Raw genomic sequence first — 25,586 nt, 5'->3', positions numbered from 1 at the left:
TTTAAAAACTAATCCCAAACAGGCAAAACACAATCTTTAGATAATTGCTGTAAAAGTGGCTGAATTCCTTCAACTAAACTTTGCTGCATGAGGCTTGAATTTTCTTTATGACATTGCAAACATGCGCCCACTAACAATAATTGTTGTTGTTCTTTTACCGAAAACGGTCTAAAATCGGTTCGTGTTGAATTTACAACAGCAACATCAACTTCTTTTAGAAATGGAATCCAAGCGTCTTCAGGCAAGCCATCATTTGGATTGTTAGCATATTCCGGTATAAATTGCCACTTTCCAACTTTATTTTCAATTACATATTTTAGAGTTCCATTTCCATAGCCTAAACTAGCCGAATTTGTATGACAGCTTTTACAATCTCTTGCTTTTGAGATTGTTGTATGTGGTGAATTTGGAGCATACAATCTGTGAAACGAAACATCCTTCCCTAATTCTTTCCCTGCATAACTTCCTTTATCAATTGTTAAAATCATTCCCGGAATAGCAGGTTCAATACGCTTTCCTTCTTTGGTTGAACGAACTCCCATTGCTGGTAACGACGAAGAAAATTCGGCCACAAACTCTTTCCACTGCCCTTTTCCATATTTTTTATCCAATAAATCAAAAGCTCTTGGTTCATTTGAATCAAATTCATTATGACAGCCAATACAACGAGAAGTCCACGAACTATGACAGGTGGAACAACTCACATTTTTATGTGCATTGTCTCTAGAACAAATTTCAGGTTGTGGGTTCAACGGATGTAATTCACCATCTTTTTTTCCAATTAAAAAAGCATTTCCAACAGAATCTATAAAAGTATTCACCAAAGGATGCCCTCCATTTTCAACTGCTATTATTTGCTTATCGGTGTGTTCATAATCTCTATGTAAAAAAACCAACAAACTTTCGGCATCTAATGAATCGTAAGGAATTGTATTTGGCTTTTCTTTAAAATGACAATCTGAACATTGCACTTTTACAGCCTGCTCTTCGTGCGTGTATTTTTTACCATCACCCATAACTTCATGTGATGAATGGCAATCTATACACAACAAGTCTTTTGTATGATGCACATCTTCTTCAATATATTTATAAACACGTTTGTCTTCAAAAACTTTAAAACCTTCTTTATTTACAACAGCACTTTCATCAAATAGCGTTTCTTGAAAACCTTCATAATTGGTTGAAATTCTACTTGAACGACTATGGCAACCAAAACAATGTTCATTCTTAACAAAAATATTAGTAGCAGGATGATGCATTGGTAACGTATTTTTTCCCGAAGAAATATACATTTCTAAATCTTGCTTAGCTTCATCCGAATAATTTAAATGACAGGCATTGCAACCTCCACCTCTACTTAACTGTGTAATAGCACCAAACTCTTTTTTTTCAGCTCCTAAATGGCAATTAGCACATAAATCTCTCAAATGTTTATCAGACGCTGAATTTTTAATCAACTGTATATGATATTGAGCGTTTGGCGAATCTGCTTCCCCAAAAATATATTTATCAACCGCAACTATACCACTGTTTGAAGTCATTAATGAATTTTCAATTTTATGCAGTTCATTAGGATGACATTTTCCGCAGGTTTTTGCTGCGTCAGAAAGGTTTCCTGGGATTAAAACCATTCCTTTATGAGCTATATCTTTTTCAATCGCAATAGTATTTCCTAAATGACAACTTGCACAACCAATTAAATCAGGATTATGATAATTAGAATATCCTTTGGTGTTTTTATGACAAGTTAAACAACTTTCAGTAGTAGTTGTTTCAATTTTAACATACTCATCTTCAATAGAATTAAAACTATGATATAATAGATTTTCTTTAAAGAAAAACAAAAGAAGTAATACAACTAAGAAAACTCCAAAAAACCAGCTAACAGTATTTTTTTTATTCATAATATATAATGACTGAACAAAGTTACAATAAAATAAATTTCACATAAAAAATTAAGAATACTGCAAGTCTCTGATTCCCAATAACAAAACCTTTTTATGTCACATTTGTTACTTTTATAATATTGATTATCAATCACTTAATGTAACCTATGTTACTATCTCGTTTGAGTTTTTATGACTTTTATCATACTCTACATTAGTCTCGGTAAATATCTTTACCCCTGAAATAAACAAATAAACTTATGACTACTTCAAGAAGAAAATTTATTAAAATTTCTGCTTTAGGTTTGGGAGGTGTAGCAGCTACAACAAGCGCTTTAAATATGTTTGGATCTAATTCATATATAGATGAGCTTGTTAAAGAAAATGTTGCTAAAAAATTTAAAAGAACCCCTACCTATTGCGAAGTTTGTTTTTGGAAGTGTGCTGCTTGGACTTATACAGATGAAAAAGGTGCCGTTAAAAAAATTATTGGTAATGATAACGATCCCCATTGTTTCGGTCGCTTGTGCCCAAGAGGAACAGGTGGCGTAGGAATGTACAATGATGAAGACCGTTTGAAAACACCATTAATTAGAACAACCGTTAATGGTGAAGAAACTTTTAGAGAAGCCAGCTGGGAAGAAGCACTTGATTTAATTGCCTCTAAATTTAATGGTATTAAAGAAAAGTATGGTGCAGAATCTTTAGGATTAATTAAACACGGTGCTCCTGGAGCACATTTAGAACACTTATACAAAGCTATTGGATCTGATACCATAGCTGAACCTGCTTATGCACAATGTAGAGGGCCTCGTGAAACAGGATTTGCATTAACTTTTGGTTCTTGGGTTGGGTCTCCTGAACCAACAGATATTAGAGATACCAAATGTTTGGTTTTAATTGGTTCGCATATTGGTGAAAACATGCACAATTCACAAGTGCAAGAAATGTCTGATGCTATAGATAACGGCGCAACTATTATTACTGTTGATCCAAGGTTTTCAACAGCAGCTAGTAAATCTACACATTGGTTAGCTATTAAACCTGCAACCGATATTGCTTTAATGTTAGCGTGGATGCATGTTTTAATTGAAGAAAATCTATATGATAAAGAATATGTTAAAAAATATGCTTTAGGATTTAAAGAATTGAAAGAGCATGTAAGTCAATACACTCCTGAGTGGGCTTACGGAATTACAACTATTGAGCCTGAAGAAATAAGAAAAACTGCACGAGCAATGGCACATGCAGCGCCTTCAGTAATAGTACATCCTGGTCGTCATGTAACTTGGTATGGTGATGATACGCAACGCGCAAGAGCTATGGCTAGTTTAAATGCTTTATTAGGCTCTTGGGGACGTAGAGGTGGATTTTATTTTAAAGAAAGTATAAAAGTACCAAAATACCCACATCCTGCATATCCGCATCCAAAATGGGGTTGGCATGAAATTGGCGCTCAATATCCTTTAGCGCAAATGGGAATTACTACTGAAGTTGTAAAAGCATCTATTCCAAACCCTGAAAACAAATATCCTGTAAAAGCTTGGTTAGTAGCGGGGACAAATATTACAAAATCAATTCCGAATCAAAAACTATTGAAAGAAGCTATAGATGCTTTAGAGTTTATGGTTGTAATAGATACCATGCCTATGGATGTTACTGGTTATGCCGATGTTGTATTGCCAGAATGCACGTACCTAGAGCGTTATGACGGAATTAGATCTGCCACAAACAGAGAACCTTCAATAGCAGTTAGAGTTCCTGCGGTGCCACCAAAATACGATTCTAAACCAACTTGGTGGATTGCCAAACAATTGGGTGAACGAATGGGTGTTGGAGAATTTTTTAATTATGATGATTTTGAAGAAGTTATTGAATGGCAACTTCAAAAAATGGGTACTTCATTAGATGAAATGAAGAAAATTGGAGTTAAAAATTACCCTCGTACTTCTGGTCCTTTATTCTTAAATGAAGATGAAACGTATAACTTTCCAACACAAAGTGGAAAAATTGAATTGTATTCTCAAGAATTGAAAGATTTAGGTTTTGACCCAATGCCTAAATACACTAAACATCCTGAACCTGAACAAGGTTTTTATAGATTAAACTACGGAAGAGCCCCTATGCATACGTTTAGCAGAACGGCTAATAATCCTAATTTAAACGATTTAAAAAGTGAAAATAACCTTTGGGTAAATCCTAAAGTTGCACGAATTATTGGTTTAAAAACGGGACAAGAAGTTTGGTTAAAAAATCAAGATGATATTATTTCTAGTTTCGGAATTAAAGTAAGAGTTACCGAACGCATTCGTTGGGATTCTGTATATATGGTGCACGGTTTTGGTCATAAAGAAAAACAATTAAGTCGTGCCTACGGAAAAGGTATTAATGATACAGAATTAATTTCAAAAATAGCCGTTGATCCAATTATGGGAGGAACAGGTATGAGAGGAAATTTTGTAACTATTTTAACTGAAAACCCACATAAAAATACTGAGATATGAGATATGCAATGGTTATAGACACGTTAAAATGTGTTGGTTGTAGCGACTGCGTTGTTGCTTGTCAAACTGAAAACGATGTACCAATTGGGTACTGTAGAGATTGGATTACCGAAACTGTGAATGGCGCATATCCAAGTATAGAATTAGAACTAAAATCTGAACGTTGCAATCATTGTGAAAATGCTCCTTGTGTACGTTGTTGCCCAACAGGTGCTAGTCATCAATTAAACAATGGTATTGTGTTGGTTACTGGAGACGAATGTATTGGTTGTGGTGCTTGTATAGAATCTTGTCCTTATGACGCTCGTTACCAGCACCCTGATGGTTATGTTGATAAATGTACCTTCTGTCACCACAGATTAGAAAAAGGTCAGCTTCCTGCTTGCGTATCGGTTTGTCCAACCAAATGTATGTATTTTGGAGATTTAGACAATCCAAATAGTGAGGTTTCAGAATTATTAAAAAAGCGAAAATATAAAACTTTAGCTCCAGAAGCCGGAACTAAACCTCATGTTTATTATTTAATTTAATTTTTAGATTATGCAAGAAGAATTATTTACAAGCGGAAGAAATATTCCGAATATAGATCCTTCATTACAAATTTGGCATTGGCCAATTTCAGTATATTTATTTTTAGGAGGTTTAGCTGCAGGATTGTTATTTTTTGCAGGATTGATTACTGTTCTAGGAAAAGATAAACAATACCCTACAAGTGTAAAATTTGCGTCTATTGTTTCGCCAATCGCTTTAACTTTAGGTTTATTAGCATTGTTTTACGATTTGACTCACAAATTGTATTTCTGGAGACTGTACACTACCATTAGAATTGAATCTCCTATGAGTTGGGGTGCTTGGGTATTACTAATTATTACACCTATATCATTTTTATGGGTACTTAGTTATTATTCTGAATTATTTCCGAAGTGGAAATTAAATTACAAATGGTTTATTAACCTTGAAGAATTCCTTCAAAAGAACAGAAAAAATATGGCATTAGTTTTAATTCCATTGTCTGTTGTTTTAGGAATATATACAGGAATTTTATTATCAGCCTTCAACGCAAGACCTTTATGGAATAATGCCATTTTAGGTCCATTATTTTTAACATCTGGACTTTCAACAGGAGCGGCAACTATAATTTTATTAGCCAAAAGCGCTAAAGAAAGACACCTGTTCAGCAAAATAGATTTAGTCTTAATTATTATTGAATTAGGATTAATAGTACACATGTTAATGGGAATGTACGCTGGTTCTGAAGTTCAATTAGAAGCAATGCAATTATTAGTGGGCGGTGAGTTTACTTTAATGTTCTTTGGCTTTGTAATTATACTTGGTTTAATTGTACCTGCCATTATGGAAACTATTGAAATTATGGGCTTTAAAGTACCCGTTGCTGTACCTGCAATATTAATACTTATTGGTGGGTTGGTATTTAGATTTGTAATGGTTGAAGCCGGACAAATAACACGTTACTTATATTAAAAATGTAAATTATGAATTTAGATAAAATTACAAACAAACACATTTATTGGAATCCTTATTTTGGAGGATTTTTACTTGGAATCTTAATGCTTTTTACATTTTTTATAACAGGAAGAGGTTTAGGTGCTAGTGGAGCAATGAAAAGTGGTGTGGTAACAATTGTAGACACAGTAGCTCCTACACATGCTGAAAACAACGCGTATTACAGCAAATTTATTTCTGAAGATAAATCTCCTATGAACAACTGGTTAGCATTGGAAGCTTTAGGTGTTTTATTAGGTGCTTTTATTTCTGGTGGATTGTCTGGTAGAATTGGATGGCGGGTACAACACTCTCCAAAAATCACTTCAAAAAGAAGATTAATCTTTGCTTTAGGTGGCGGTATCCTATTTGGTTTAGGAGCACAAATAGCTCGTGGGTGTACAAGTGGTGCAGCACTAAGTGGTATGGCGGTAATCTCATCTGGAGGTTTTTTAACTATGATAGGTATTTTTGGAACAGGCTATATCGCAGCTTATTTCTTTAGAAAAAATTGGATTTAACAACTAAAAATTAAAAAAATATATGGGACCTTTAATTCCTAACGGTATAATTCCTGAAGAGTGGAACAGTATTATTGCAATCATCATTGGTATCTTCTTTGGGTTTATTTTAGAATCATCAGGATTTTCATCATCAAGAAAATTAGCAGGTGTATTTTACGGCTATGATTTTGCTGTATTAAAAGTATTTTTTACAGCAGCATTGGTATCAATGATAGGTGTTTTATACATGGATTATTTAGGCTATGTTGATATGACCCAATTATATGTGCACCCAACTTATTTATGGGGAGCAATAATTGGAGGTGTTGTAATGGGTGTTGGGTTTGTAGCTGGTGGTTTTTGCCCAGGTACAAGTTTATGCGCAGTTGCCATTGGTAAAATTGATGCCATCGTTTATGTAATAGGTATTATGATTGGTGTATTTATTTTTTCTGAATTATTTGAACTATTTGAACCTCTTTACAACGGTTATTTTTATGGAAACATTACACTAATGGACACGTTTGGAGTAAATCCATATTGGTTTGTGTTTATATTTTCATTAATAGCTATTGTAGCTTTTCTGGTTTCTGATTTTGTAAGAAAAAGAACTAAAAAAATATTTTACTAATTAAACAACATTAAAAATGATAAACAGAAAATTAGCAAAAGCGTCGTCGTTTAGATACATGATTCTTGCCTGTATTTTAATTTTACTTGCTGGTGGATTAGTATTATTACCAAAATACCAACAACACGAAGGTATTAAACCTCAAGAATTGTTAGGTAGAGCTATTAGCCCTGAAAGATATATTTCAACTGATGAAGTAGCTTCACTAATTATAAATCAAGATCCTTCTTATTTATTTATTGATGTAAGAGACGAAGAAAGCTACAATAAATATAGCCTGCCAAATGCTATTAATATTCCACTTGATAAATTATTAGATGAAGATTTTGAAGCCTATTTAAATCAAGATGAATATGATGTGGTTTTATTTTCAAACGATCATTTTTACGCAAATGAAGCTTGGATTATTTGCAATAGATTAGATTATAAAAATCTACGTGTTTTAGAAGGCGGTTTAAATAATTGGTTTCATACCATCATAAATCCAACAAAACCTACAGAGAACATGGCTGCTACAGCATTTGAATTATATTCAACTAGAAAAGCAGCGAGTATGTATTTTGGAGTTGCTTATCCAGAACAAGTAAAAAAGGAAACTGTTCCGGCTAAAAAAGCAGTTGTTAAAAAAACAATTGTTCCTGTTAAAAAGAAAAAGAAAATGCCTACTGAAGGCGGATGTTAGTTTTTAAATAGTATAAAACCTTTTTTATGAAAGAATTAGAACAAACCAAAAGAATATCAATAGCTTCAGTACTATTTATACTAATAATACTTATTGGGTTATTAACATATAAACGACCAAAATACATTTATGAATTAACACCTCAACAAGCAGTTGAAAATGTTGTTTCAGATAATTTTTTAATTTCATTAAACAACATACCAACTACAGATGCAGCAATTATTGATATTAGAAGTCCGTTTGAATTTCAAAAAGGACATCTAGAAAATGCAATCAATATACAAGCTGCAGAAATTTTGAATGAGGAAAATAAAATCATTTTTGATAAACTTAAAAATGAAAATACAACTGTAGTTTTATACGGAGCTAACCCAAATGAAGCGCTTGCCCCTTATATGATTTTAAACCAGTTAGGTTATACAAACTTAAAAATTGCGACCATTAATTTAATTTATACTCAAAATAAATTAGTTACACAAAACGCAACCTTAGAGCTATCTGAAGCTGATGTAAATGCTTTTATTGCAGCATCGCTAAAAAAAGCCATGGTTAAAGAAAAACCAAAAGCTAAAACACCTTCGCCACCAAAAAAAGTAATTCCTATTAAAAAGAAGAAAAAAATGCCAACCGAAGGAGGTTGTTAACAAAAAAAGAAGGCTGTTTTTTAAAAAAAACAGCCTTCTTTTTTTTTGGAAAACAGTTGAATTTCTAAGTCAACCTTCTTTCTATTCGACATAAAAAATACGCTATAAAATTGAACTTTATAAAAGAATTGATTCACCATTAAAATTAGCCTCTTACAAAATAAAAAAATAACACACAACAACCTATATAACAAGCTTTTAGATATGTAACAAAAGTACCTAAAAAGAACAATTACATACTGTCGTTTTATGACTTTTATCAGGAATCTAAAACGTGTTGGTTTTTAAATTTAAAGTATAAACAAACATTTATACTTTAAATAAATATCCAATGAAAAAAGTAACACTATACCTCGTATTATTTTTCGGAGTTACAATCATATTAAGTAGCTTTAAAAATATTGAAAAACCAACAAACAATCCACCTTCAGAATTTGAACTTTTGGTTCAATATTTAGAATCAAATGGAAATTTTATCAACACCTTAGCTCCTGCACTAATTACAGCTGAAGAAGTTAAAGAAAATCTGAAAAACGAAAAATATTTAGTTTTAGATATTAGAAGCGGCGACTGGTTTGACTATGGTCATATTAAAAAATCTAAAAATGTAAAAGGCCCAGAGTTATTAGATTATTTTGAAAACAAAATTGATCCTACTGCTTACGACAAAATCACAATTATTTGCTATTCTGGTCAATCAGCATCTTACTACACAAGTTTATTACGCTTATACGGATTTAACAATGTGTATAGTTTAAAGTGGGGAATGAGCTCTTGGGCTGAAGAATTCGCAACAAATATTTGGATTAAAAATTCAAAAGATGAATATATAGATCAAGTTGAGAAAACTGCAAATTCAAAACTTGAAGCTGTAAGTACTCCTATGTTAAACACAGGAAAAACTGATGCCAAAGAAATTTTACAAACACGTATTAAAGAAGCATTTGCGAAACCTTATAAAGAATTTATTGTAAAATCTGCAGTAGCTTTTGAAAACCCTGCGGACTATTTTATTGTGAATTATACTTCCGAAGAAAGCTACAATGAAGGCCACCTAAAAGGAGCCGTTCAATACCAACCTAAACAATGCTTAGCTTCATCTACTAGTTTATACAAAATTCCTGCGAACAAAAAAATATTGGTGAATTGTGATACTGGACTATCAGCTGCCTATGCTGTTGCCTACTTAAATGTGATAGGCTATGATGTTTATAATTTAGCATACGGCTCAAACAGTTATATGAATTCAACCTTAGTTGAAAAAGGACTAAATGGATGGACTAAAAATGAAATTAAAAACTTCCCTATTGTAGAATAATTAAAATAATACAAACATAAACAACCAAACAAATCATGAGAAAATTATCTTTAATAGTAATCGGACTATTGTTAGTCCCAACATTTTTATTGACCTCCTGTGACCAAGGTGACGAACCTGAAGTTTTAACACCTGCTTTCACATTAATGAAAGATTATATGATTAACAACAATCTAGACATTGATAAAATTATTACCAATGCCGATGGAGAAAAATTTGTTGTAGGAGCTCCCGCTGAAGCCGATTTAGCATCGTTTTTAGCTAAGTACTATATTATTGATATTAGAAGTGGTACCGATTTTGCTAAAAATCATATTGAAGGTGCTAAAAATGTTACTTTCAAAGACATTTTAAACGAAGGTGCTGCTGCAGGGTCTAAACCTGTATTGGTAGTTTGTTATACGGGACAAACTGCTTGTTACGCAACTGCTTTAATGCGCTTATATGGTTATTCTCATACACGCGCTTTAAAATGGGGAATGTCGGGCTGGAACACAACTACGGCAGGTTCTTGGAACAACAATATAAAAGATGTAGCAAAAGGCACACCTAGTTGGAGTTACGACAAAGAAATTGCCCCGTTAGTACTAAGTGATCCAATTATTTCAAGTTTATCTCAAAATGGTGAAGCAATTTTAAAAAGTAGAGTTGAACAAGCAGTGCAAGATGGTTTTAAAACCGTTACAAATGCCGATGTTGTTGCAAACCCTAGCGGTTATTTTATAAACAACTTCTTTAGTGGTGCAGATTATATTGGGTTTGGGCATTTAACAAATGCGTACAGAATACTTCCGCTAACATTGGCTAGTAATTCTTATAAAGGGCTAGAGCCTACTCCTGGAGCAAAAGTAGTAACTTATTGTTATACAGGGCAAACATCAGCGGTTATAACTGCATGTTTAAGAGTTTTAGGTTATGATGCTTATAGTTTAACTTTTGGTATGAATGGTTTATACCATTCAAACAGTGCTTGGACATCAAACCAGTGGAGTGTTGGGTCAAGTGTTCCAAAGGAATTACCATTAGTAAATTAACACCTATCAACTTAAATAAATCATTAAAATCAAGCCTTAAAATAAATTTTTAAATAAATTCTTTTCAAAAAAAGAACCGTTTTAAGGCTTTTAAAATCTAACACAAATGAAAACAAAAATAATTTACCTATTCACCATCGTATTAGTTCTTAGTAGTACTTCAGTATTTTCTCAAGGATGTGAAGATGATTTACCTGCTACTTCAACAACAGGTGGAGCTCCAAAAACCAGTAGTTTAATATTTTTTGGATACATTCAGCCGCAATTTGTAGCGCATTTTACCGAACCTTCTACCAATACATTTAACTTTAAAAGAGCACGTTTTGGTGTTAGAGGTAGAGCTAATAGAAGCTTTTCTTATTATTTCTCTATCGAATCTAGTGATTTTATTTCTGCAGATGGAAACATGTATTTACTAGACGCCTTTGTTACTTATGATAAATACAAATGGGTAAAGGCTTCTTTAGGTTCTTTTAAACAACCTTTTAGTTTGGAAAACATCACTGCTTGTTATGGATTAATGACCATTGACCGATCAATTGTTGTAAACCAAATTGTAGCTCCTCAAAGAGATTATGGTCTAATGCTATTAGGTGGAGATAATACCACTAAAGTTAGATATAGAGTTGCTTTAATGAATGGTAGAGGACTTGGAGTTGTTGATAATAATACCAAAAAAGATTTTATTGGAAATGTTGTTTATACTCCTTTTGATTTTCTAAATATTGGTGCAAGCTTTAGATATGGTTACCCAAATAATAACACCCAAGAAAGATCTACTTACGGATTTGAGTTTGTGGCAGATTATGAAGGTTTTGCTTTACAAGGTGAATTTATTCATGACAATGGAGATTATAATAGAGCCGCTGGTGGTGGTTGTGGTTCAACTCCTTTAGAATTAGGAGACAACAGACAGGGAGCTTATTTAATGCTTTCATATATGTCGAAAATTAAATTACAACCTGTCTTAAAGTGGGAGTATTTTGATGCAGATACAGACATTAAATATTTAGGCTACCAAGAAATGCTTACAATAGGTGCTAATTATTTCTTTAACGATAAAACACGTTTACAAGTAAACTATCAGAGCATAAGCGAAACACCTTCTGTAAAAAACGATGCTTTACTTTTTCAAATGCAAATAAGATTCTAATCTAAATTATATTTTAAGTTTAAAAAACTTCTAACAAATGTTAGGAGTTTTTTTATGAATATTTGTAACTTTGTTAAGAGTGCACTATTCTCATAAAAATATGACTACAGATAAAGAAATTTTACGTGAAAAACTAGAAGATTATTATACTACTGTTTTTGAAAAGGAGCTAATTGACGAAATTATTAAGGTTGGTATTTTAAGAACCATCCATAGCAATGAGATTTTAATTGATATAGGTGATAAAATGACCCATGTTCCTTTAATTTTAAACGGTGCTGTTAAAATTATTAGAGAAGATGATAACGGAGAAGAAATTGCACTTTACTATATAGAAAAAGGTGATACTTGTGCAATCTCTTTTGTGAACTGTCTTCATAGAACCGAAAGTATGTTTAGAGGTATTACTGAAAAAGATACTGAAGGTATTTTTATTCCTGTTGATATGATTGATGCTTGGCTGGCTAAATATAAAACTTGGCGAGAATTTGTGATTGACACGTACCATATGCGATTAATTGAAATGGTAGAATCTATTGATAGTTTGGCTTTTATGAAATTAGACGACAGGCTTCACAAGTATTTGATAGACAAAGTTAAAGTGCTTGACACCAATATTTTAATCATTACACATCAAGAAATTGCAAATGACATCCACACATCAAGAGTTGTTGTTTCTAGATTGCTTAAAGTTTTAGAAAACGAAGGGAAAATTAAAATACGTAGAAACAGAATTATTATTGAAAATATTTAATTTTTTATTAAAGAAGAAATCAATAAAGCCGTTTAAAACGGCTTTATTATTTTTATAATTTAATTGTTTTCTAGCATAGCCATATAATCTAATTCTGAAATAATTGGAATCCCCAAACTTTCAGCTTTTGCCAATTTACTAGGTCCCATATTATCCCCTGCAATTACATAATTGGTTTTTTTAGAGATTGAACTCGCTACTTTACCTCCATTATCTTCTATAGATTTTTTTAAGTCGTTTCTATTAAATTCGGTAAAAACACCTGAAACCACAAATACTTGTCCGGTAAGTACTTCAGTTTTACCTTCAAGCGATTCTTCAGAAACTTCTAATTGTACACCATAAGACTTTAAGCGATCAATCAATTGAATATTAATTAAATTCGAAGAAAAATTAAGAACGCTTTCTGCAATTTTATCCCCAATTTCATCAACTGTAATCAGTTCCTCAAAACTTGCACTTAGCAACGCATCAATAGATTTAAAATATTTTGCCAGTTTTTTAGCTACAGTTTCACCAACAAATCGAATTCCCAAAGCAAACAAAACTTTTTCAAAGGGGATTTCTTTTGATTTTTGTATTCCTAAAATAATATTTTTAGCTGATTTCTCAGCCATTCGCTCTAATGGAATTATTTGCTCTTCTTTCAAATCATACAAATCTGCATAATTATGAATCAACCCTTCCTTAAACAATAACTCAATGGTTTCTGCTCCCAAGCCATCAATATTCATTGCTTTTCTGCTAATAAAATGTTGAATTCGACTTGTAATTTGTGTTGGGCAACCATATTCATTAGGGCAATAATGCTTGGCATCGCCTTCATTTCTCACCAATTGAGTATTACAATCAGGGCAATGAGTTATATAGTTAGTAGTTTCAGAATTTTGTGGTCTTTTATTGAAATCAACTCCAACAATCTTAGGTATAATCTCCCCTCCTTTTTCAACATAAACAGTATCTCCAACTCTAATATCAAGCTTTTCAATTTGGTCTGCATTATGTAATGATGCTCTTTTCACTATTGTTCCTGCCAATTCCACAGGTTCTAAATTTGCAACAGGAGTAATAGCACCTGTTCTTCCAACTTGATACGTAATCTCTTTTAAAATAGTACTTTCTTGCTCCGTTTCAAATTTATAAGCAATTGCCCATCTTGGGGCTTTTGCAGTGTACCCTAGTTCATCTTGCTGAGCTAATGAATTTACTTTCACAACAATTCCATCTGTGTCATAAGGCAAACTGTATCGTTTCTCATCCCATTTTTCAATAAAATTAAAAACAGCATCAATAGTTTTACAAACTTCTATCGCCTCGGGAACTTTAAAACCAATTTTTCTGGCCTCATTTAAAATATCAAAATGTGTTGATTTTGGATAACTATTTGCAACCACATGGTACAATAAACAATCCAATGGTCGCTTTGCAACTTCTCTACTATCCAAAAGTTTCAAACTACCACTTGCCGTATTTCTTGGGTTTTTATAGGGTTCCTCACCAATATCTATCCGTTCTTCATTCATTTTGTTAAACCCATCAAGAGGTAAAATAATTTCTCCTCTTATTTCAAATTCATCAACAAAATCATGCTGTAACACCAATGGAACAGATTTTATAGTTCTTACATTGGCTGTAACATCATCTCCTTCAACACCATCTCCCCTGGTAACTGCACTTAGTAGTTTTCCTTCTTTATAATATAAATTTATAGAAGCCCCATCATATTTTAATTCACAAGTATATTCAACATCATTGGTGCCTAATAATTTTACTGTTCTTTTCTCCCAATCTATTAAATCTTCTTTTGAGTAAGAATTAGCCAAAGAATACATTCGGTTTTTATGGGTTACTGTCTTGAACTTTTTTGTGATTTCACCTCCTACACGTTGCGTTGGAGAATTAGGATCAAAATATTGTGGATTTTCTAGTTCTAATTTTTCTAACTCTTTTAACATTAAATCAAACTCATAGTCAGAAATTGTAGGGTTATCAAGTACATAATAATTGTAATTATGAATTCTCAATTCCTCTCTAAGTTTTAATATTTTTTCTTCAATATTTTTAGGCATACTTCATAAATTATGGGTTAAAAGTAATCATATTTTTTTGAATTTTAGAGCAATATCATACACACTAAAAATTAATTGCACCCCTTTAGTGTGTAACCAAAGTAACATAGTTATGTGACATTTATCATCTTAAAAAATATGTAACCTAAGTAACTTTACTAAGTGTTTAAAAGCTATGATTAAAAGTTCATATTTTATAAACTAAAACTAAAATACTCAATATGAAAAACTTAGTAATATTAGGAGCAGGAACAGCTGGAACTATGATGGCCAATCATCTGCGACCAAAGTTGTATTCAAACGAATGGAATATCACAATTGTTGATCAATATAAAACACATTATTATCAACCTGGTTTTTTATTTCTTCCTTTTGATATTTACTCAAAAAAGCAAGTAAAAAAAGTTGGAAAGAAATTTATTCCAAAGTTTGTAAACTACATTCAGAAAAAAATTGAGAAAATTATTCCTGAAGAAAACAAAGTTGTATTAGAAGATGAAACGCTAAACTACGATGTACTAATAATTGCCACAGGTTCTAAAATAGCTCCAGAAGAAACTGAAGGGTTAATAGGCCCGCTTTGGAAAAAAGATATTTTTGATTTCTACACTTATGAGGGTGCTGTTGATTTAAGAAACAAACTAAGAAATTGGGAAGGTGGAAAATTAGTAGTTCACATTACTGAAATGCCAATAAAATGCCCTGTAGCGCCTTTAGAGTTTTCATTTTTAGCAGACACTTATTTTAGAAAAAAAGGGATTAGAGATAAAGTAGATATTACGTACGTTACTCCGTTATCTGGAGCTTTCACAAAACCAACGTGTACCAAAGCTTTAAACTATCTTTTAAATGAAAAAGATATAAAAATTGAGACTGATTTCGCTATTGAAAGTGTTGATAACGACCAAAAAGAAATTGTAGATTACGAAGGACGAAGAATTCCTTTTGATTTATTGGTAACTATTCCAACAAATATGGGAGATGAAGTGATTGAAAAATCTGGTTTGGGAGATGATTTAAATTTTATTCCTACAGATCATAACACACTTCAATCTTTAGCCCACGAAAATATTTTTGTGATTGGAGATGCAACCAATGTCCCAGCTTCAAAAGCAGGTTCAGTGGCACATTTTCAAGCAGAAACCTTGACTGATAATATTCTTTTATACATTGATGGATATCCATTGAAAAAAGAATTTGATGGTCACGCAAATTGTTTTATTGAAACAGGAAACAACAAAGCTTTACTAATTGATTTTAATTATAAAACCGAACCTGTACATGGTAATTTTCCATTCGCAAAAATTGGTCCTTTAAAATTATTGAAAGAAAGCGTATTAAACCATTGGGGAAAATTAGCCTTTAGATGGATTTATTGGAATATGTTGCTAAAAGGTATTGCTATTCCGTTTGTTTCAAGAAATATGAGTTTCAAGGGAAAAGTTTTTGATATTAAACCTGAAGAAAAATAAAATTATTAACTATAAATAAAATAAAATTATGTCATTAAAAACAATAGCAGGAGTTGAGTTAAATGTTTCTGAAGAAGGATACTTAGAAGATATGACTCAATGGAACGAAGAAGTAGCAAAAGAAATTGCAAGTGAAATTGGAATTGAATTAACACCAAAACACTTTGAAGTAATTAATTATTTACGTGAAAAAACAGCTGCAAAAGAAGCATTAACAATTAGAAATGTTGGTAAATCTGGGATTGTTACAATTAAAGAACTGTATGTTTTATTCCCTAAAGGACCGCTAAAATTCTCATCAAAAATAGCAGGAATACCAAAACCAACAAGTTGCATCTAATAAAAACCTAAAAAAATGGAAACAAAAGAAAAAAAACCTTTAGAAAAAGTGTGCTTAATATGCGCCAAAGGAAGCTTAGAAGATGTGTATGCTAGTTTAGTTATGGCAAATGGAGCCGTTATGGAAGGTATTGAAACCAAAGTGTTTTTTACGTTCTTCGGATTGGATGGTATTACCAAAAAATCAATGAATCATTTACACACTGCAACAACTGGAAACCCTGCAATGCGTATGCCTGGCGGACTTCCATTTCCAACTATGCTAGGTGGTTTACCAGGTGTAGAATCGGCAGTTTCAGGAATGATGCGTAAACAAATGGATGAACTTGGAATGCCTCCTGTTGATGAATTTTTAGAAATGATTACTGCTGGTGGTGGTGAAATTTACGCTTGTAAATTAGCTATTGACATGTTTAAATTAAAAAAAGAAGATTTATCTGAGGAAGTATCCGATATTATTACCATTGGTGAATTTTATGAAATGTGTGATGGAGATCGAACACAAATTATTTTCACTTAATAAGATACCTACTTATTTTGATAGTTTTAAATATCACAAATCCACAACTAAAAAAACTATTTTGGTTGTGGAATTTAATATTTATGCCATGATTATTTTTTTTAAAATAAATCTGTTTTTAAAACAGCTCCGTTACTAGCATTCGTTACCAATGCTCTGTACTGCTTCAACCATTTTGAATTTAACTCTTTTTTAATTGGAACAAATGCCGCTTTTCTTGCATCGATTTCTTCTTCACTTAAATTTACGGATAAAATATATTGATCTACATCAATATGAATTTCATCTCCATCTTTAAGTAATCCTATCATACCTCCTTCTGCAGCTTCTGGACTTACGTGCCCAATACTTGCGCCTCGGGTTGCGCCACTAAATCTACCATCTGTTATTAATGCTACTTTAGCACCTAAGCCCATTCCCATAATTAATGAAGTAGGCGCTAACATTTCTTGCATCCCTGGACCTCCTTTTGGACCTTCATACCTAATTACGACAACATTACCTGCTTTTACTTTCCCTCCTAGAATACCATCAATGCATTCTTGTTGGCCATCAAAACAAACAGCAGTACCTGTAAAAACTCTATCACCAGTAATTCCGGCAGTTTTAATAACAGCACCTTGTTCAGCTAAGTTTCCATATAAAATAGCCAAACCACCTACTTTTGAGTATGGGTTATCTATGGTATGAATAATGTTGGTGTCTTTTATAAAAGCGTCTTTTATTTTTTCTAAAACTGTTTCTCCTGTAATTGTAAGATTGTCAATTAACACATTATCTCCCCTTTTCGACATTTCTTTCATTACAGCATTTACACCACCTGCAGTATTGATATCTTCCATATGTACGGTTGATAAACTTGGTGAAATTTTAGCGATATGAGAAACTCTTTTTGAAATAATATTGATATCTTCCAAATTAAAATTCACATCAGCTTCTTTAGCGATTGCTAACATATGCAAAACAGTATTAGAACTTCCCCCCATTGCCATATCAACAGCAAATGCGTTTCTAACAGCATTTTCATTCAAAATATTTCTAAGTTTGAATTTTTCGGTTGCTGCGTTGTCTTTGGCAATCTCACAAATTCTTCGTGCAGCTTGCCTGTAAAGTTGCTCACGCTCTTTTGTTAAAGCTAAAATAGTTCCGTTTCCTGGCAATGCAATTCCCATTGCTTCCATTAATGTATTCATTGAGTTGGCCGTAAACATTCCTGAACAACTTCCTCCACTTGGGCAAGCATTGCACTCAATATCATTCAGCTCTTCATCAGTCATTTCACCAGCTTCGTGTTTACCAACAGCCTCAAAAGCTGTAGCCAAATCAATAGGTGTACCATCTTTTGTATAGCCTTTTTTCATTGGGCCACCACTTACAAATATTGTAGGTACATCAACACGTAAAGCCCCCATAATCATACCTGGCACAATTTTATCGCAGTTTGGAATAGCTATCATTGCATCTAATTTATGTGCATTCATAACTGTTTCAATAGAGTTTGCTATAATTTCTCTTGACGGTAATGAGTAAAGCATTCCATCATGCCCCATAGCGATACCATCATCAACACCAATAGTATTGAATTCAAAAGGCACACAACCATTGGCTTTAATTTCTTCTTTAATAACTCTAGATACCCGGTCTAAAAAAAAATGTCCTGGAATAATTTCAATATAGGAATTTGCAACCCCTATAAATGGTTTATCAAAATCTTCATCAACCAAACCAGTTGCTCTAAATAATGATCTATGTGGGGTTCTTTGATGCCCCTTTTTTACTTCATCACTTCTCATAATATATATACGCTAAATTTCTATGTTTTCTATTTAAGAACTTCAACAGTCCTAAATTTTCGATAAAATTAATCTATTTTTTCTAATCTATTTTTTTCAATGAAAATTAAACTTTTTTATGAAAAATGAACAAATTCTTAACAAAAACAGTCATAGACTAAAATATTTCAGTAATTTTACAAGAGAAAAATATAGGCGAACAGTTTAGTTAAATCATAAAATACAAGTACTATAATTTACTAAATTTATCGCTCTTTTGGTATAATATTAAACACTCTTTGTTAGTTGAATTTACGTTTATATGTATAATATTCATTCAAAAATCATTAGTATTCATTCAAAATTTTCAAAATGATAATTGAAAGTTATTTTGAATTAATTCTACTTATGGGAGGTGTTTTATCCTTTCTATTATCAATTTATCTTATTTTTTACCCTGGTAATTTTTTTCCGAATAGAATTTTAGGTGCTTTGGTATTTTCGTGGACCATTACTGTTTTTGTTTTTATTTTGTATTCAACAGATTTTTATACAAGGTATGTACACTTATATGCGGTTTTCGATGTTTTCACGTTGATGTTTTTTCCATTAATGTACCTGTATCTAAGAAATTACTTATACAGAGACATTAAAAACCCAAAACGTCAATTTTTTCATTTCATACCTGCAATTCTCTATTTATTTGTGTTGATGCCTTTCTTTCTTCAAACTGGAGATGCAAAACTAAAAATGCTTGAACAGGGTTTTCCCCTGTGGTATAGAATTTCACAATCCGTTTTTAACATTGTAATTATTCTTCAAGGTGTATTTTACAGTATTTTTTGTTTAAGAGAAATACACCGATTTCAATATTTTCGTAAAAAGCATCTTTCAAAATTTCAATTATCAACACTTCATTGGTTAAGATTATTTGTTTTAATAAATATAATTCTTTGGATGTTTGGTACTACCGGTACTATCTTAGATATATTAAGTATTAAGATATTTGTAGATCTTTTTAAAATATTTTATGCAGGTCTAAGCTTATTTACAATAATTTTAGCAATCTTCACTATTAACAGACCTGAGTTATTTTCTGAATCTGAAGATATTATAAACTTAGTTCGTATTAAAACACCTGGAAACAAAACAATTACTGACCAAAACAAAGATGATTTTGAAATATTATCTCAATTTATAGAACGTGAAAAACCTTATTTAAAAACAGATCTTAAAATGCAAGATCTTGTGGATTCAACAGGTATTGCCTATAAACGAATATCAGAAGTATTCAATAAAAATTATAATAAGACCTTTTATGAGGTAATGAATGAGTTCAGATTGGAAGAAGCAAAGGGTTTAATTGAAAAAGGGTTTCATCAAGATCACACCTTAAATTATTTAGCCGAAAAAGCTGGGTTCAATTCTAAAACAACCTTCAATAGAATTTTCAAAAAATACACTGACCAAACTCCTTCAGAATACATCAAAAATTTAGATAAATCTTCGATATAAAATAGTTACAACTACCCTTATTTTAAATATCACACCACTTCGTTAACTATTTAAAAATATTCATACCAATATCGCTTTTTCTATATAAAATTCACACTAAACATCAACTTCGCCTAGATTAAACCTAATTACAAAGCAATTACGCTCTTTTTTCACTTACTCTAAAAAAACAAGATAACAACCTGATTGTAAATAATTTAGCGAAAAGTCTCATTATGTAAATCCGTATCAACACATGCAATGACACCTATAAATACTTAGCGGTACTGTAATTTTCAAGTAAATATTTAATTATGCCAAAGCTGAATGTGAATTTTAACTAAATATTAAATATTAATTAACTTAAATTTTAACTTATGAAAATTAGAACTATTACTGCTTTAATGTTAGCAGGTATGTTATCGCTTAGTAGTTGTGTCAATAATGGAGATATTGACGAATTACAAGATCAAATTAACGATTTAAACTCAACCGTAGAAAATATTCAAAAAACGCAACAAGAAGCTTTATTAGCTGCAATTGCTAGTTTAGAAGCAGACCTAGTAACCTTGGAAAATGAGTTAGGATCTGATATAAATGAATTAGGGACTGATTATCATGCTTTATTAGCTGATTTAGGGGTTTTAGAAGAAGAAGTTGAAGGAAATGCAAATGCTGTTTTTTACGGAAACGTAATAACTGAAGCAGATTATACTGCTTTAACAACACAAGGCGCTACTATTATTACAGGTAAAGTTGTTATTACAGGTGATGCTCACGTGCTTGCTTTAGCTAATATAAAATTAATTGGAAAAAGCCTTGAAGTTAAAGGTGGTTCAACTATTACAATGGATGCTTTACAAAGTATTGGAGAAGACTTAATGGTTATGAGTGTTGGCGCTAATGCTAGCATAAACTTAGCTAAATTATCTTCAGTAGGTGGAGATGTTGAAATTATGAATAATACAGGTTTAACAAGTTTCATGGCTAACGAGCTTGCGTTAATTTCTGGTGGTTTGAGTTCAGAGAAAAACGTAGCTTTAACTACTATATCTTTAGCAAAATTGGATCAAGTTTACGAGGTTAATATTAATGAATATCTTGTTGACGATCCAGAATATTTAAATATAGGAGCGTTAGCTATGTTAGATCTGTCATCAGCCAATGTTACAAAAAGTGTTGAAATAAGTTATGTTGGTGCAGTTGAAAACCTAGCGCTAGGTAGTGTTGGTGGAAACTTGATCTGTGAATATTCAAAAGTAAAAAAAATAACTCTAGATGGAACTTCTTTAGGTGGAGATTTTGTTATAGAAAACAACCTTTCTATATCAAACATTGATGTTCCAAACCTTTCAAGAATAGAAGGGAAATTGAGAATTTATTACAATTATGATTGGAATACTGCAGGATCTGGATTAGTTACTATGCCTTCTTTTGCAGCTTTAACATATATTGGCGGTGATGTTTATATTTCAAATAATTCAAATTTAATTACTGCTGAAGCTTTTAATAATGTAACAGAAGTAAGAGGTGAAAATATTGAATTCTCTTATAACGGTAATTTAGAAAACGTAAGTATATTTAATGCGTTAGTAGACACTAATAATCCTGCTAGTCAATGGGGAGATAATTCACACGCAGATATAACTGTTCAAGCTAATACATTTTGGTTTGATGGTTTTAATTCTCTAGTAGAAATTACTAATTTAAATGTATCAGTATCAAAAACATCTGGGGTATTTGATGAGACTACCGGAATGTTTGAACCAGGTGGAGACACTGCTAAATTAGAAGGTTTCGATGCTTTAACGGATGTTTCCTCTTTAAACTTAACTGTTACTGAAGCTACTGATTTTAATGCATTTGCTTCATTAAACAACTTCAAAAACTACCAAACATACCTTACAGTTGCTATGCCTAGTGATACTAATGTAGGATTATGTACTATGGAGCCAATTTTCACAAGAATAAAAAATGGTGATTTTGAAAATTGGAACAATACTAGAATTCCAGTGTTTAAATATAATTGGTCTGAGATGGATAGAGATACTGCTATCGATCAGTTACTTGCTCCTTGTGGAGTTTAATTAAATACTATAAAAAAAGATTAATAAAAATCAATTTCCCTGCATCCTTAATTCGGGTGCTGGGAAAATTGATTAAACAAACACCTTCTATACTAGTAGGTAATTTAACATAATTATATCATTATATTAATTCAATAAAGAATGAAAAGACTAAAAGGCTACCTTATTTTATTGTTCCTTATGGGGGTAAATTACACATTTGCCCAATCAATAACAGTAGAAGGTAATGTAAATGATGAGAAGGGACTACCCTTACCCGGCGTAACAATTGTGGTAGCAGGTACTAGCCAGGGATCATTAACAGATTTTAATGGTTATTATGCAATAACTGCTCCTAGTGGAGATGCTAAGCTTGTCTTTTCGTATATCGGAATGCAAACATTAACAGCGCCCGTTAATAACAGATCGGTTATCAATGTTGTCCTAAAAGAAAATTTAGAAGCATTAGAAACCGTTATGATTGTAGCTTATGGTACTACAACAAAAGAAGCTTATACAGGAGCTGCTGCAGTTATAGATAATAAAATTATTGAAGACCGACCAGTAAGTTCTTTTGAAAAAGCGCTACAAGGTACTACGGCTGGTCTTATGGTATCAAACAGTTCTGGACAACCAGGAGCTGGATCTACTGTAAGAATAAGAGGTATTGGTTCTTTAAGTGCAGGTAGTGCACCTTTATATGTTCTTGACGGGGTTCCAATGTCAGGATCAATTTCAGATATCAATCCAAATGATATTGAAAGCGTAACAGTTCTTAAAGATGCGGCCGCATCATCACTATATGGTTCACGAGCAGCCAATGGTGTTATCCTTATTACTACAAAACAAGGAAAATCTGGCTTTACAAAAATTAGTTTTAGTAGCCAATTGGGAGTTTCCCAAAGAATTTCAGAAGGGTATAAATTAATGAATTCAACCCAATTTTACGAACAGTCATGGATGGGATTATACAATCAAGCAATCCTAGATGGACAAACAGTTGATCAAGCGCAAGATTATGCGCACAATGAAGTAGAACAAATTGTAGGTTACAATCCGTTTGGAGTTGAAAACCCGTTAGACAGTAATGGTAAATTAATTCCAGGAACACAAGTAGTTACCAATACAGACTGGAGAGATGAAATTTACAAAACAGGTATTATTCAAACCTACAATTTAAACGTATCAGGAGGTTCAGAACTAACTAAAATGTTTATGTCGTTAGGTTATTTTAACGACTCAGGAACGACTATAGGTTCTGATTTCTCTAGAATTACTAACAAAATTAATGTATCACATCAAATTAATAGCTTTCTAAAAGCAGGGATTAACTCTCATTTATCCTATTCCAAAACCAATGCACCTCCAAGTGGTTCAGGTGGCGCTAACCCAGTAAGATCTGCTGAAGTAATTAACGCTGCATCTCCAGTTTACGACGGTGCTGGAAATTACGATTGGGGTAACAAAGCTATTTTTGACTTTAACCCAGTTGGTTTAGCGGCTTTAGATAAATATATCTATAAAACTAAAAGAGCGGTTGTAAACATTTATTTAGATGTGAATATTTCTCCTTCTTTTAAATTCCGTACAACAGCTGGTGTAGATAACAGTATTTCAGATGGATTAAATTATTACAACCCAGAGCATGGGAATGGTGCTGGTGTTAATGGACGTAGTTCGGCTTCAAGATCTGATAACTTAGCTTGGAATATTTCAAATATTTTAACCTATTCTCGTTCAAAAGATATATCCTATTTTGAAGTATTACTTGGGCAAGAGGCTTTAGGTTCTGATTATTCTGTATTATCAGCTGGTGTAACAGATTTTGCTGTACCAGGAAAACCAGATTTAGTATGGGGAGCAAAACCTGAACAGCCAGGAAGCCTTACTTCTTCATGGAATATGGTATCTTATTTATCTCAAATAAAATACGATTATGATAGCCGTATTTATTTATCAACTAGTGCACGTGTAGATGGTAGCTCTAGATTTGGAAAAAACAACAAATATGGTCTATTTTATTCTTTTGGTGCTGGATGGCAATTATCAAAAGAAAGTTGGATGCCACAATGGACATGGTTAAACAATGCCAAACTAAGAGCTAGTTATGGTACATCAGGTAACAATAACATTGGTAATTATGCTTCTTTAGGTTTATATGGAAGTGGTGCAAATTATGGTGGCTACCCAGGATTAACACCAGTTCAATTAGCAAATGAAGACTTAAGTTGGGAAAAAATTCAAAGTTCAAACATTGGTTTAGATTTAGGTTTTTTCAATAAATTAACTGCTTCATTCGAATTTTACAACCGTAACTCTGATGGCTTATTATTTGCTAGACCTTTATCTGCAGGTACTGGTATTGGCTCAATTCTTTCTAACCTAGGAGCTATGAAAAATTCAGGTATTGAAGCTTCATTTAAATACAATTTAATTGACAGTGATAAATTTTATAGTTCAATAGGCTTTAATATTTCAACCAATACCAATAAAATTATTGATTTAACTACTGAAAAAATTGTATCTGGAACTAAATTATTAGAAGAAGGAAGTAGTATTTATCAATTTTATATGCGCGAATGGGCTGGTGTAAATCCTGATAACGGAAAACCAATGTGGTATGTAAATGCTGATTCTGATGATAAAGATGAAAATACCCTACCCGATTCTGCTTACGATGACCCTTTAGGTTCAGGTAAACAAGTAACTAGCGAATATACTGATGCTGAAAGAAAAAGGTTAGGAAATTCACTACCTAAAGTATATGGTGGACTTAACTATGATTTAAGTTATAAAAATTTCGACCTTAACTTTTACCTATACTACAGTTACGGAGGTAAAGCTTATAATAGTGATTATATTGCTAATATGCACGATGGTACACAATCTGGTAACAACCTTGCTTTAGATGCTGCAGATGCTTGGACACCAAATAACAGATATACAAATGTACCTAGATATGTGATAAATAATACGAACCAATCTGAACAAATGTCTTCTAGGTTTATTGAAGATGCTTCTTATGTTAGATTGAAAAATGTGAACATATCTTATAATTTACCTGTAAGTACCTGTGAGTCTTGGAAGTTAAAAAGTTTTAAGGCATATGTTTCTGCAGAAAACTTATTTACACTTACAAGTTTTAAAGGATTTGATCCGGAGGTTGCTATTAACGGTATTACAAATAATAACATTCCGGGTGTTAAAGTTGTAACAGTAGGGTTTAAAATAGAGTTATAGAA

Annotated in this window: 20 protein-coding genes; 17 read left to right on the top strand and 3 right to left on the bottom strand. The window is 32.2% G+C overall.

The window, feature by feature from the left end; translation table 11 throughout:
• Nucleotides 1-8: 8 nt before the first annotated feature.
• Nucleotides 9-1,904, bottom strand: a complete 1,896-nt coding sequence (locus tag CHB67_RS15075; protein WP_089382628.1) for a hypothetical protein — start codon at nt 1,902-1,904, stop codon at nt 9-11.
• Nucleotides 1,905-2,146: 242 nt separating this feature from the next.
• On the opposite strand from CHB67_RS15075, the gene CHB67_RS15070 reads away from it, so the two are divergent.
• The 11 genes from CHB67_RS15070 (at nt 2,147) to CHB67_RS15020 (ending at nt 12,612) form a co-directional block, all read left to right on the top strand.
• On the top strand, nt 2,147-4,390 hold the full coding sequence (locus tag CHB67_RS15070) for a molybdopterin-containing oxidoreductase family protein (RefSeq protein ID WP_089382627.1): 2,244 nt from the start codon (nt 2,147-2,149) through the stop codon (nt 4,388-4,390).
• On the top strand, nt 4,387-4,920 hold the full coding sequence (locus CHB67_RS15065; protein WP_089382626.1) for a 4Fe-4S dicluster domain-containing protein: 534 nt from the start codon (nt 4,387-4,389) through the stop codon (nt 4,918-4,920). Before CHB67_RS15070 ends, CHB67_RS15065 begins: the two co-directional genes overlap by 4 nt.
• Before the next feature lie 10 nt (nt 4,921-4,930).
• Nucleotides 4,931-5,872 carry an NrfD/PsrC family molybdoenzyme membrane anchor subunit gene (gene nrfD / locus CHB67_RS15060; RefSeq protein ID WP_089382625.1) on the top strand — a complete coding sequence of 314 codons (942 nt, stop codon included), beginning with the start codon at nt 4,931-4,933 and terminating at the stop codon, nt 5,870-5,872.
• An 11-nt stretch (nt 5,873-5,883) separates the two neighbouring features.
• The gene (locus tag CHB67_RS15055; protein ID WP_089382624.1) at nt 5,884-6,414 is read left to right on the top strand and encodes a YeeE/YedE thiosulfate transporter family protein; all 531 of its coding nucleotides are present in this window, start codon (nt 5,884-5,886) and stop codon (nt 6,412-6,414) included.
• 22 nt (nt 6,415-6,436) lie between these two features.
• Entirely contained in the window at nt 6,437-7,027 is a 591-nt protein-coding gene (locus CHB67_RS15050; RefSeq protein ID WP_089382623.1) for a YeeE/YedE thiosulfate transporter family protein, read from the top strand.
• Nucleotides 7,028-7,043: 16 nt separating this feature from the next.
• Nucleotides 7,044-7,709, top strand: a complete 666-nt coding sequence (locus CHB67_RS15045; RefSeq protein ID WP_089382622.1) for a rhodanese-like domain-containing protein — start codon at nt 7,044-7,046, stop codon at nt 7,707-7,709.
• 26 nt (nt 7,710-7,735) lie between these two features.
• A complete protein-coding gene (locus tag CHB67_RS15040; protein WP_089382621.1) occupies nt 7,736-8,353 on the top strand; it encodes a rhodanese-like domain-containing protein in 618 nt (205 codons plus the stop codon).
• Between the two features lie 331 nt (nt 8,354-8,684).
• A complete protein-coding gene (locus tag CHB67_RS15035) occupies nt 8,685-9,671 on the top strand; it encodes a rhodanese-like domain-containing protein (RefSeq protein WP_089382620.1) in 987 nt (328 codons plus the stop codon).
• 35 nt (nt 9,672-9,706) lie between these two features.
• Nucleotides 9,707-10,705 carry a rhodanese-like domain-containing protein gene (locus CHB67_RS15030; RefSeq protein ID WP_089382619.1) on the top strand — a complete coding sequence of 333 codons (999 nt, stop codon included), beginning with the start codon at nt 9,707-9,709 and terminating at the stop codon, nt 10,703-10,705.
• A gap of 106 nt (nt 10,706-10,811) precedes the next feature.
• The gene (locus CHB67_RS15025) at nt 10,812-11,858 is read left to right on the top strand and encodes a porin (RefSeq protein WP_089382618.1); all 1,047 of its coding nucleotides are present in this window, start codon (nt 10,812-10,814) and stop codon (nt 11,856-11,858) included.
• Between the two features lie 100 nt (nt 11,859-11,958).
• A complete protein-coding gene (locus tag CHB67_RS15020) occupies nt 11,959-12,612 on the top strand; it encodes a Crp/Fnr family transcriptional regulator (RefSeq protein ID WP_089382617.1) in 654 nt (217 codons plus the stop codon).
• Nucleotides 12,613-12,671: 59 nt separating this feature from the next.
• On the opposite strand, the gene ligA is transcribed toward CHB67_RS15020, so the two are convergent.
• Nucleotides 12,672-14,681, bottom strand: coding sequence for an NAD-dependent DNA ligase LigA (ligA, locus tag CHB67_RS15015; RefSeq protein ID WP_089382616.1), 2,010 nt, complete (start codon nt 14,679-14,681; stop codon nt 12,672-12,674).
• 221 nt (nt 14,682-14,902) lie between these two features.
• Between ligA and sqr the strand changes: the two genes are divergently transcribed.
• From sqr to CHB67_RS15000, 3 genes are read left to right on the top strand one after another with little or no spacing between them, the layout of a single operon-like run.
• The gene (sqr, locus tag CHB67_RS15010) at nt 14,903-16,153 is read left to right on the top strand and encodes a type III sulfide quinone reductase, selenoprotein subtype (protein WP_089382615.1); all 1,251 of its coding nucleotides are present in this window, start codon (nt 14,903-14,905) and stop codon (nt 16,151-16,153) included.
• 28 nt (nt 16,154-16,181) lie between these two features.
• Nucleotides 16,182-16,493 (top strand): TusE/DsrC/DsvC family sulfur relay protein, encoded by a 312-nt coding sequence (locus CHB67_RS15005; protein ID WP_089382614.1) that lies wholly within the window; start codon nt 16,182-16,184, stop codon nt 16,491-16,493.
• 15 nt (nt 16,494-16,508) lie between these two features.
• Nucleotides 16,509-17,012, top strand: coding sequence for a DsrE/DsrF/DrsH-like family protein (locus tag CHB67_RS15000; RefSeq protein ID WP_089382613.1), 504 nt, complete (start codon nt 16,509-16,511; stop codon nt 17,010-17,012).
• A 101-nt stretch (nt 17,013-17,113) separates the two neighbouring features.
• On the opposite strand, the gene ilvD is transcribed toward CHB67_RS15000, so the two are convergent.
• On the bottom strand, nt 17,114-18,805 hold the full coding sequence (gene ilvD, locus CHB67_RS14995; protein WP_089382612.1) for a dihydroxy-acid dehydratase: 1,692 nt from the start codon (nt 18,803-18,805) through the stop codon (nt 17,114-17,116).
• A gap of 351 nt (nt 18,806-19,156) precedes the next feature.
• On the opposite strand from ilvD, the gene CHB67_RS14990 reads away from it, so the two are divergent.
• From CHB67_RS14990 to CHB67_RS14980, 3 genes are all read left to right on the top strand, one after another.
• The gene (locus CHB67_RS14990) at nt 19,157-20,299 is read left to right on the top strand and encodes a helix-turn-helix domain-containing protein (RefSeq protein ID WP_089382611.1); all 1,143 of its coding nucleotides are present in this window, start codon (nt 19,157-19,159) and stop codon (nt 20,297-20,299) included.
• 356 nt (nt 20,300-20,655) lie between these two features.
• Nucleotides 20,656-22,365 carry a hypothetical protein gene (locus CHB67_RS14985; protein WP_089382610.1) on the top strand — a complete coding sequence of 570 codons (1,710 nt, stop codon included), beginning with the start codon at nt 20,656-20,658 and terminating at the stop codon, nt 22,363-22,365.
• 141 nt (nt 22,366-22,506) lie between these two features.
• Nucleotides 22,507-25,584 carry a SusC/RagA family TonB-linked outer membrane protein gene (locus CHB67_RS14980; RefSeq protein ID WP_089382609.1) on the top strand — a complete coding sequence of 1,026 codons (3,078 nt, stop codon included), beginning with the start codon at nt 22,507-22,509 and terminating at the stop codon, nt 25,582-25,584.
• The last annotated feature ends 2 nt before the right edge of the window (nt 25,585-25,586 follow it).

It is taken from the genome of Lutibacter agarilyticus (assembly GCF_900188235.1).
Lineage (GTDB): Bacteria > Bacteroidota > Bacteroidia > Flavobacteriales > Flavobacteriaceae > Lutibacter > Lutibacter agarilyticus.
This window is presented reverse-complemented; position numbering and strand designations above follow the sequence as displayed.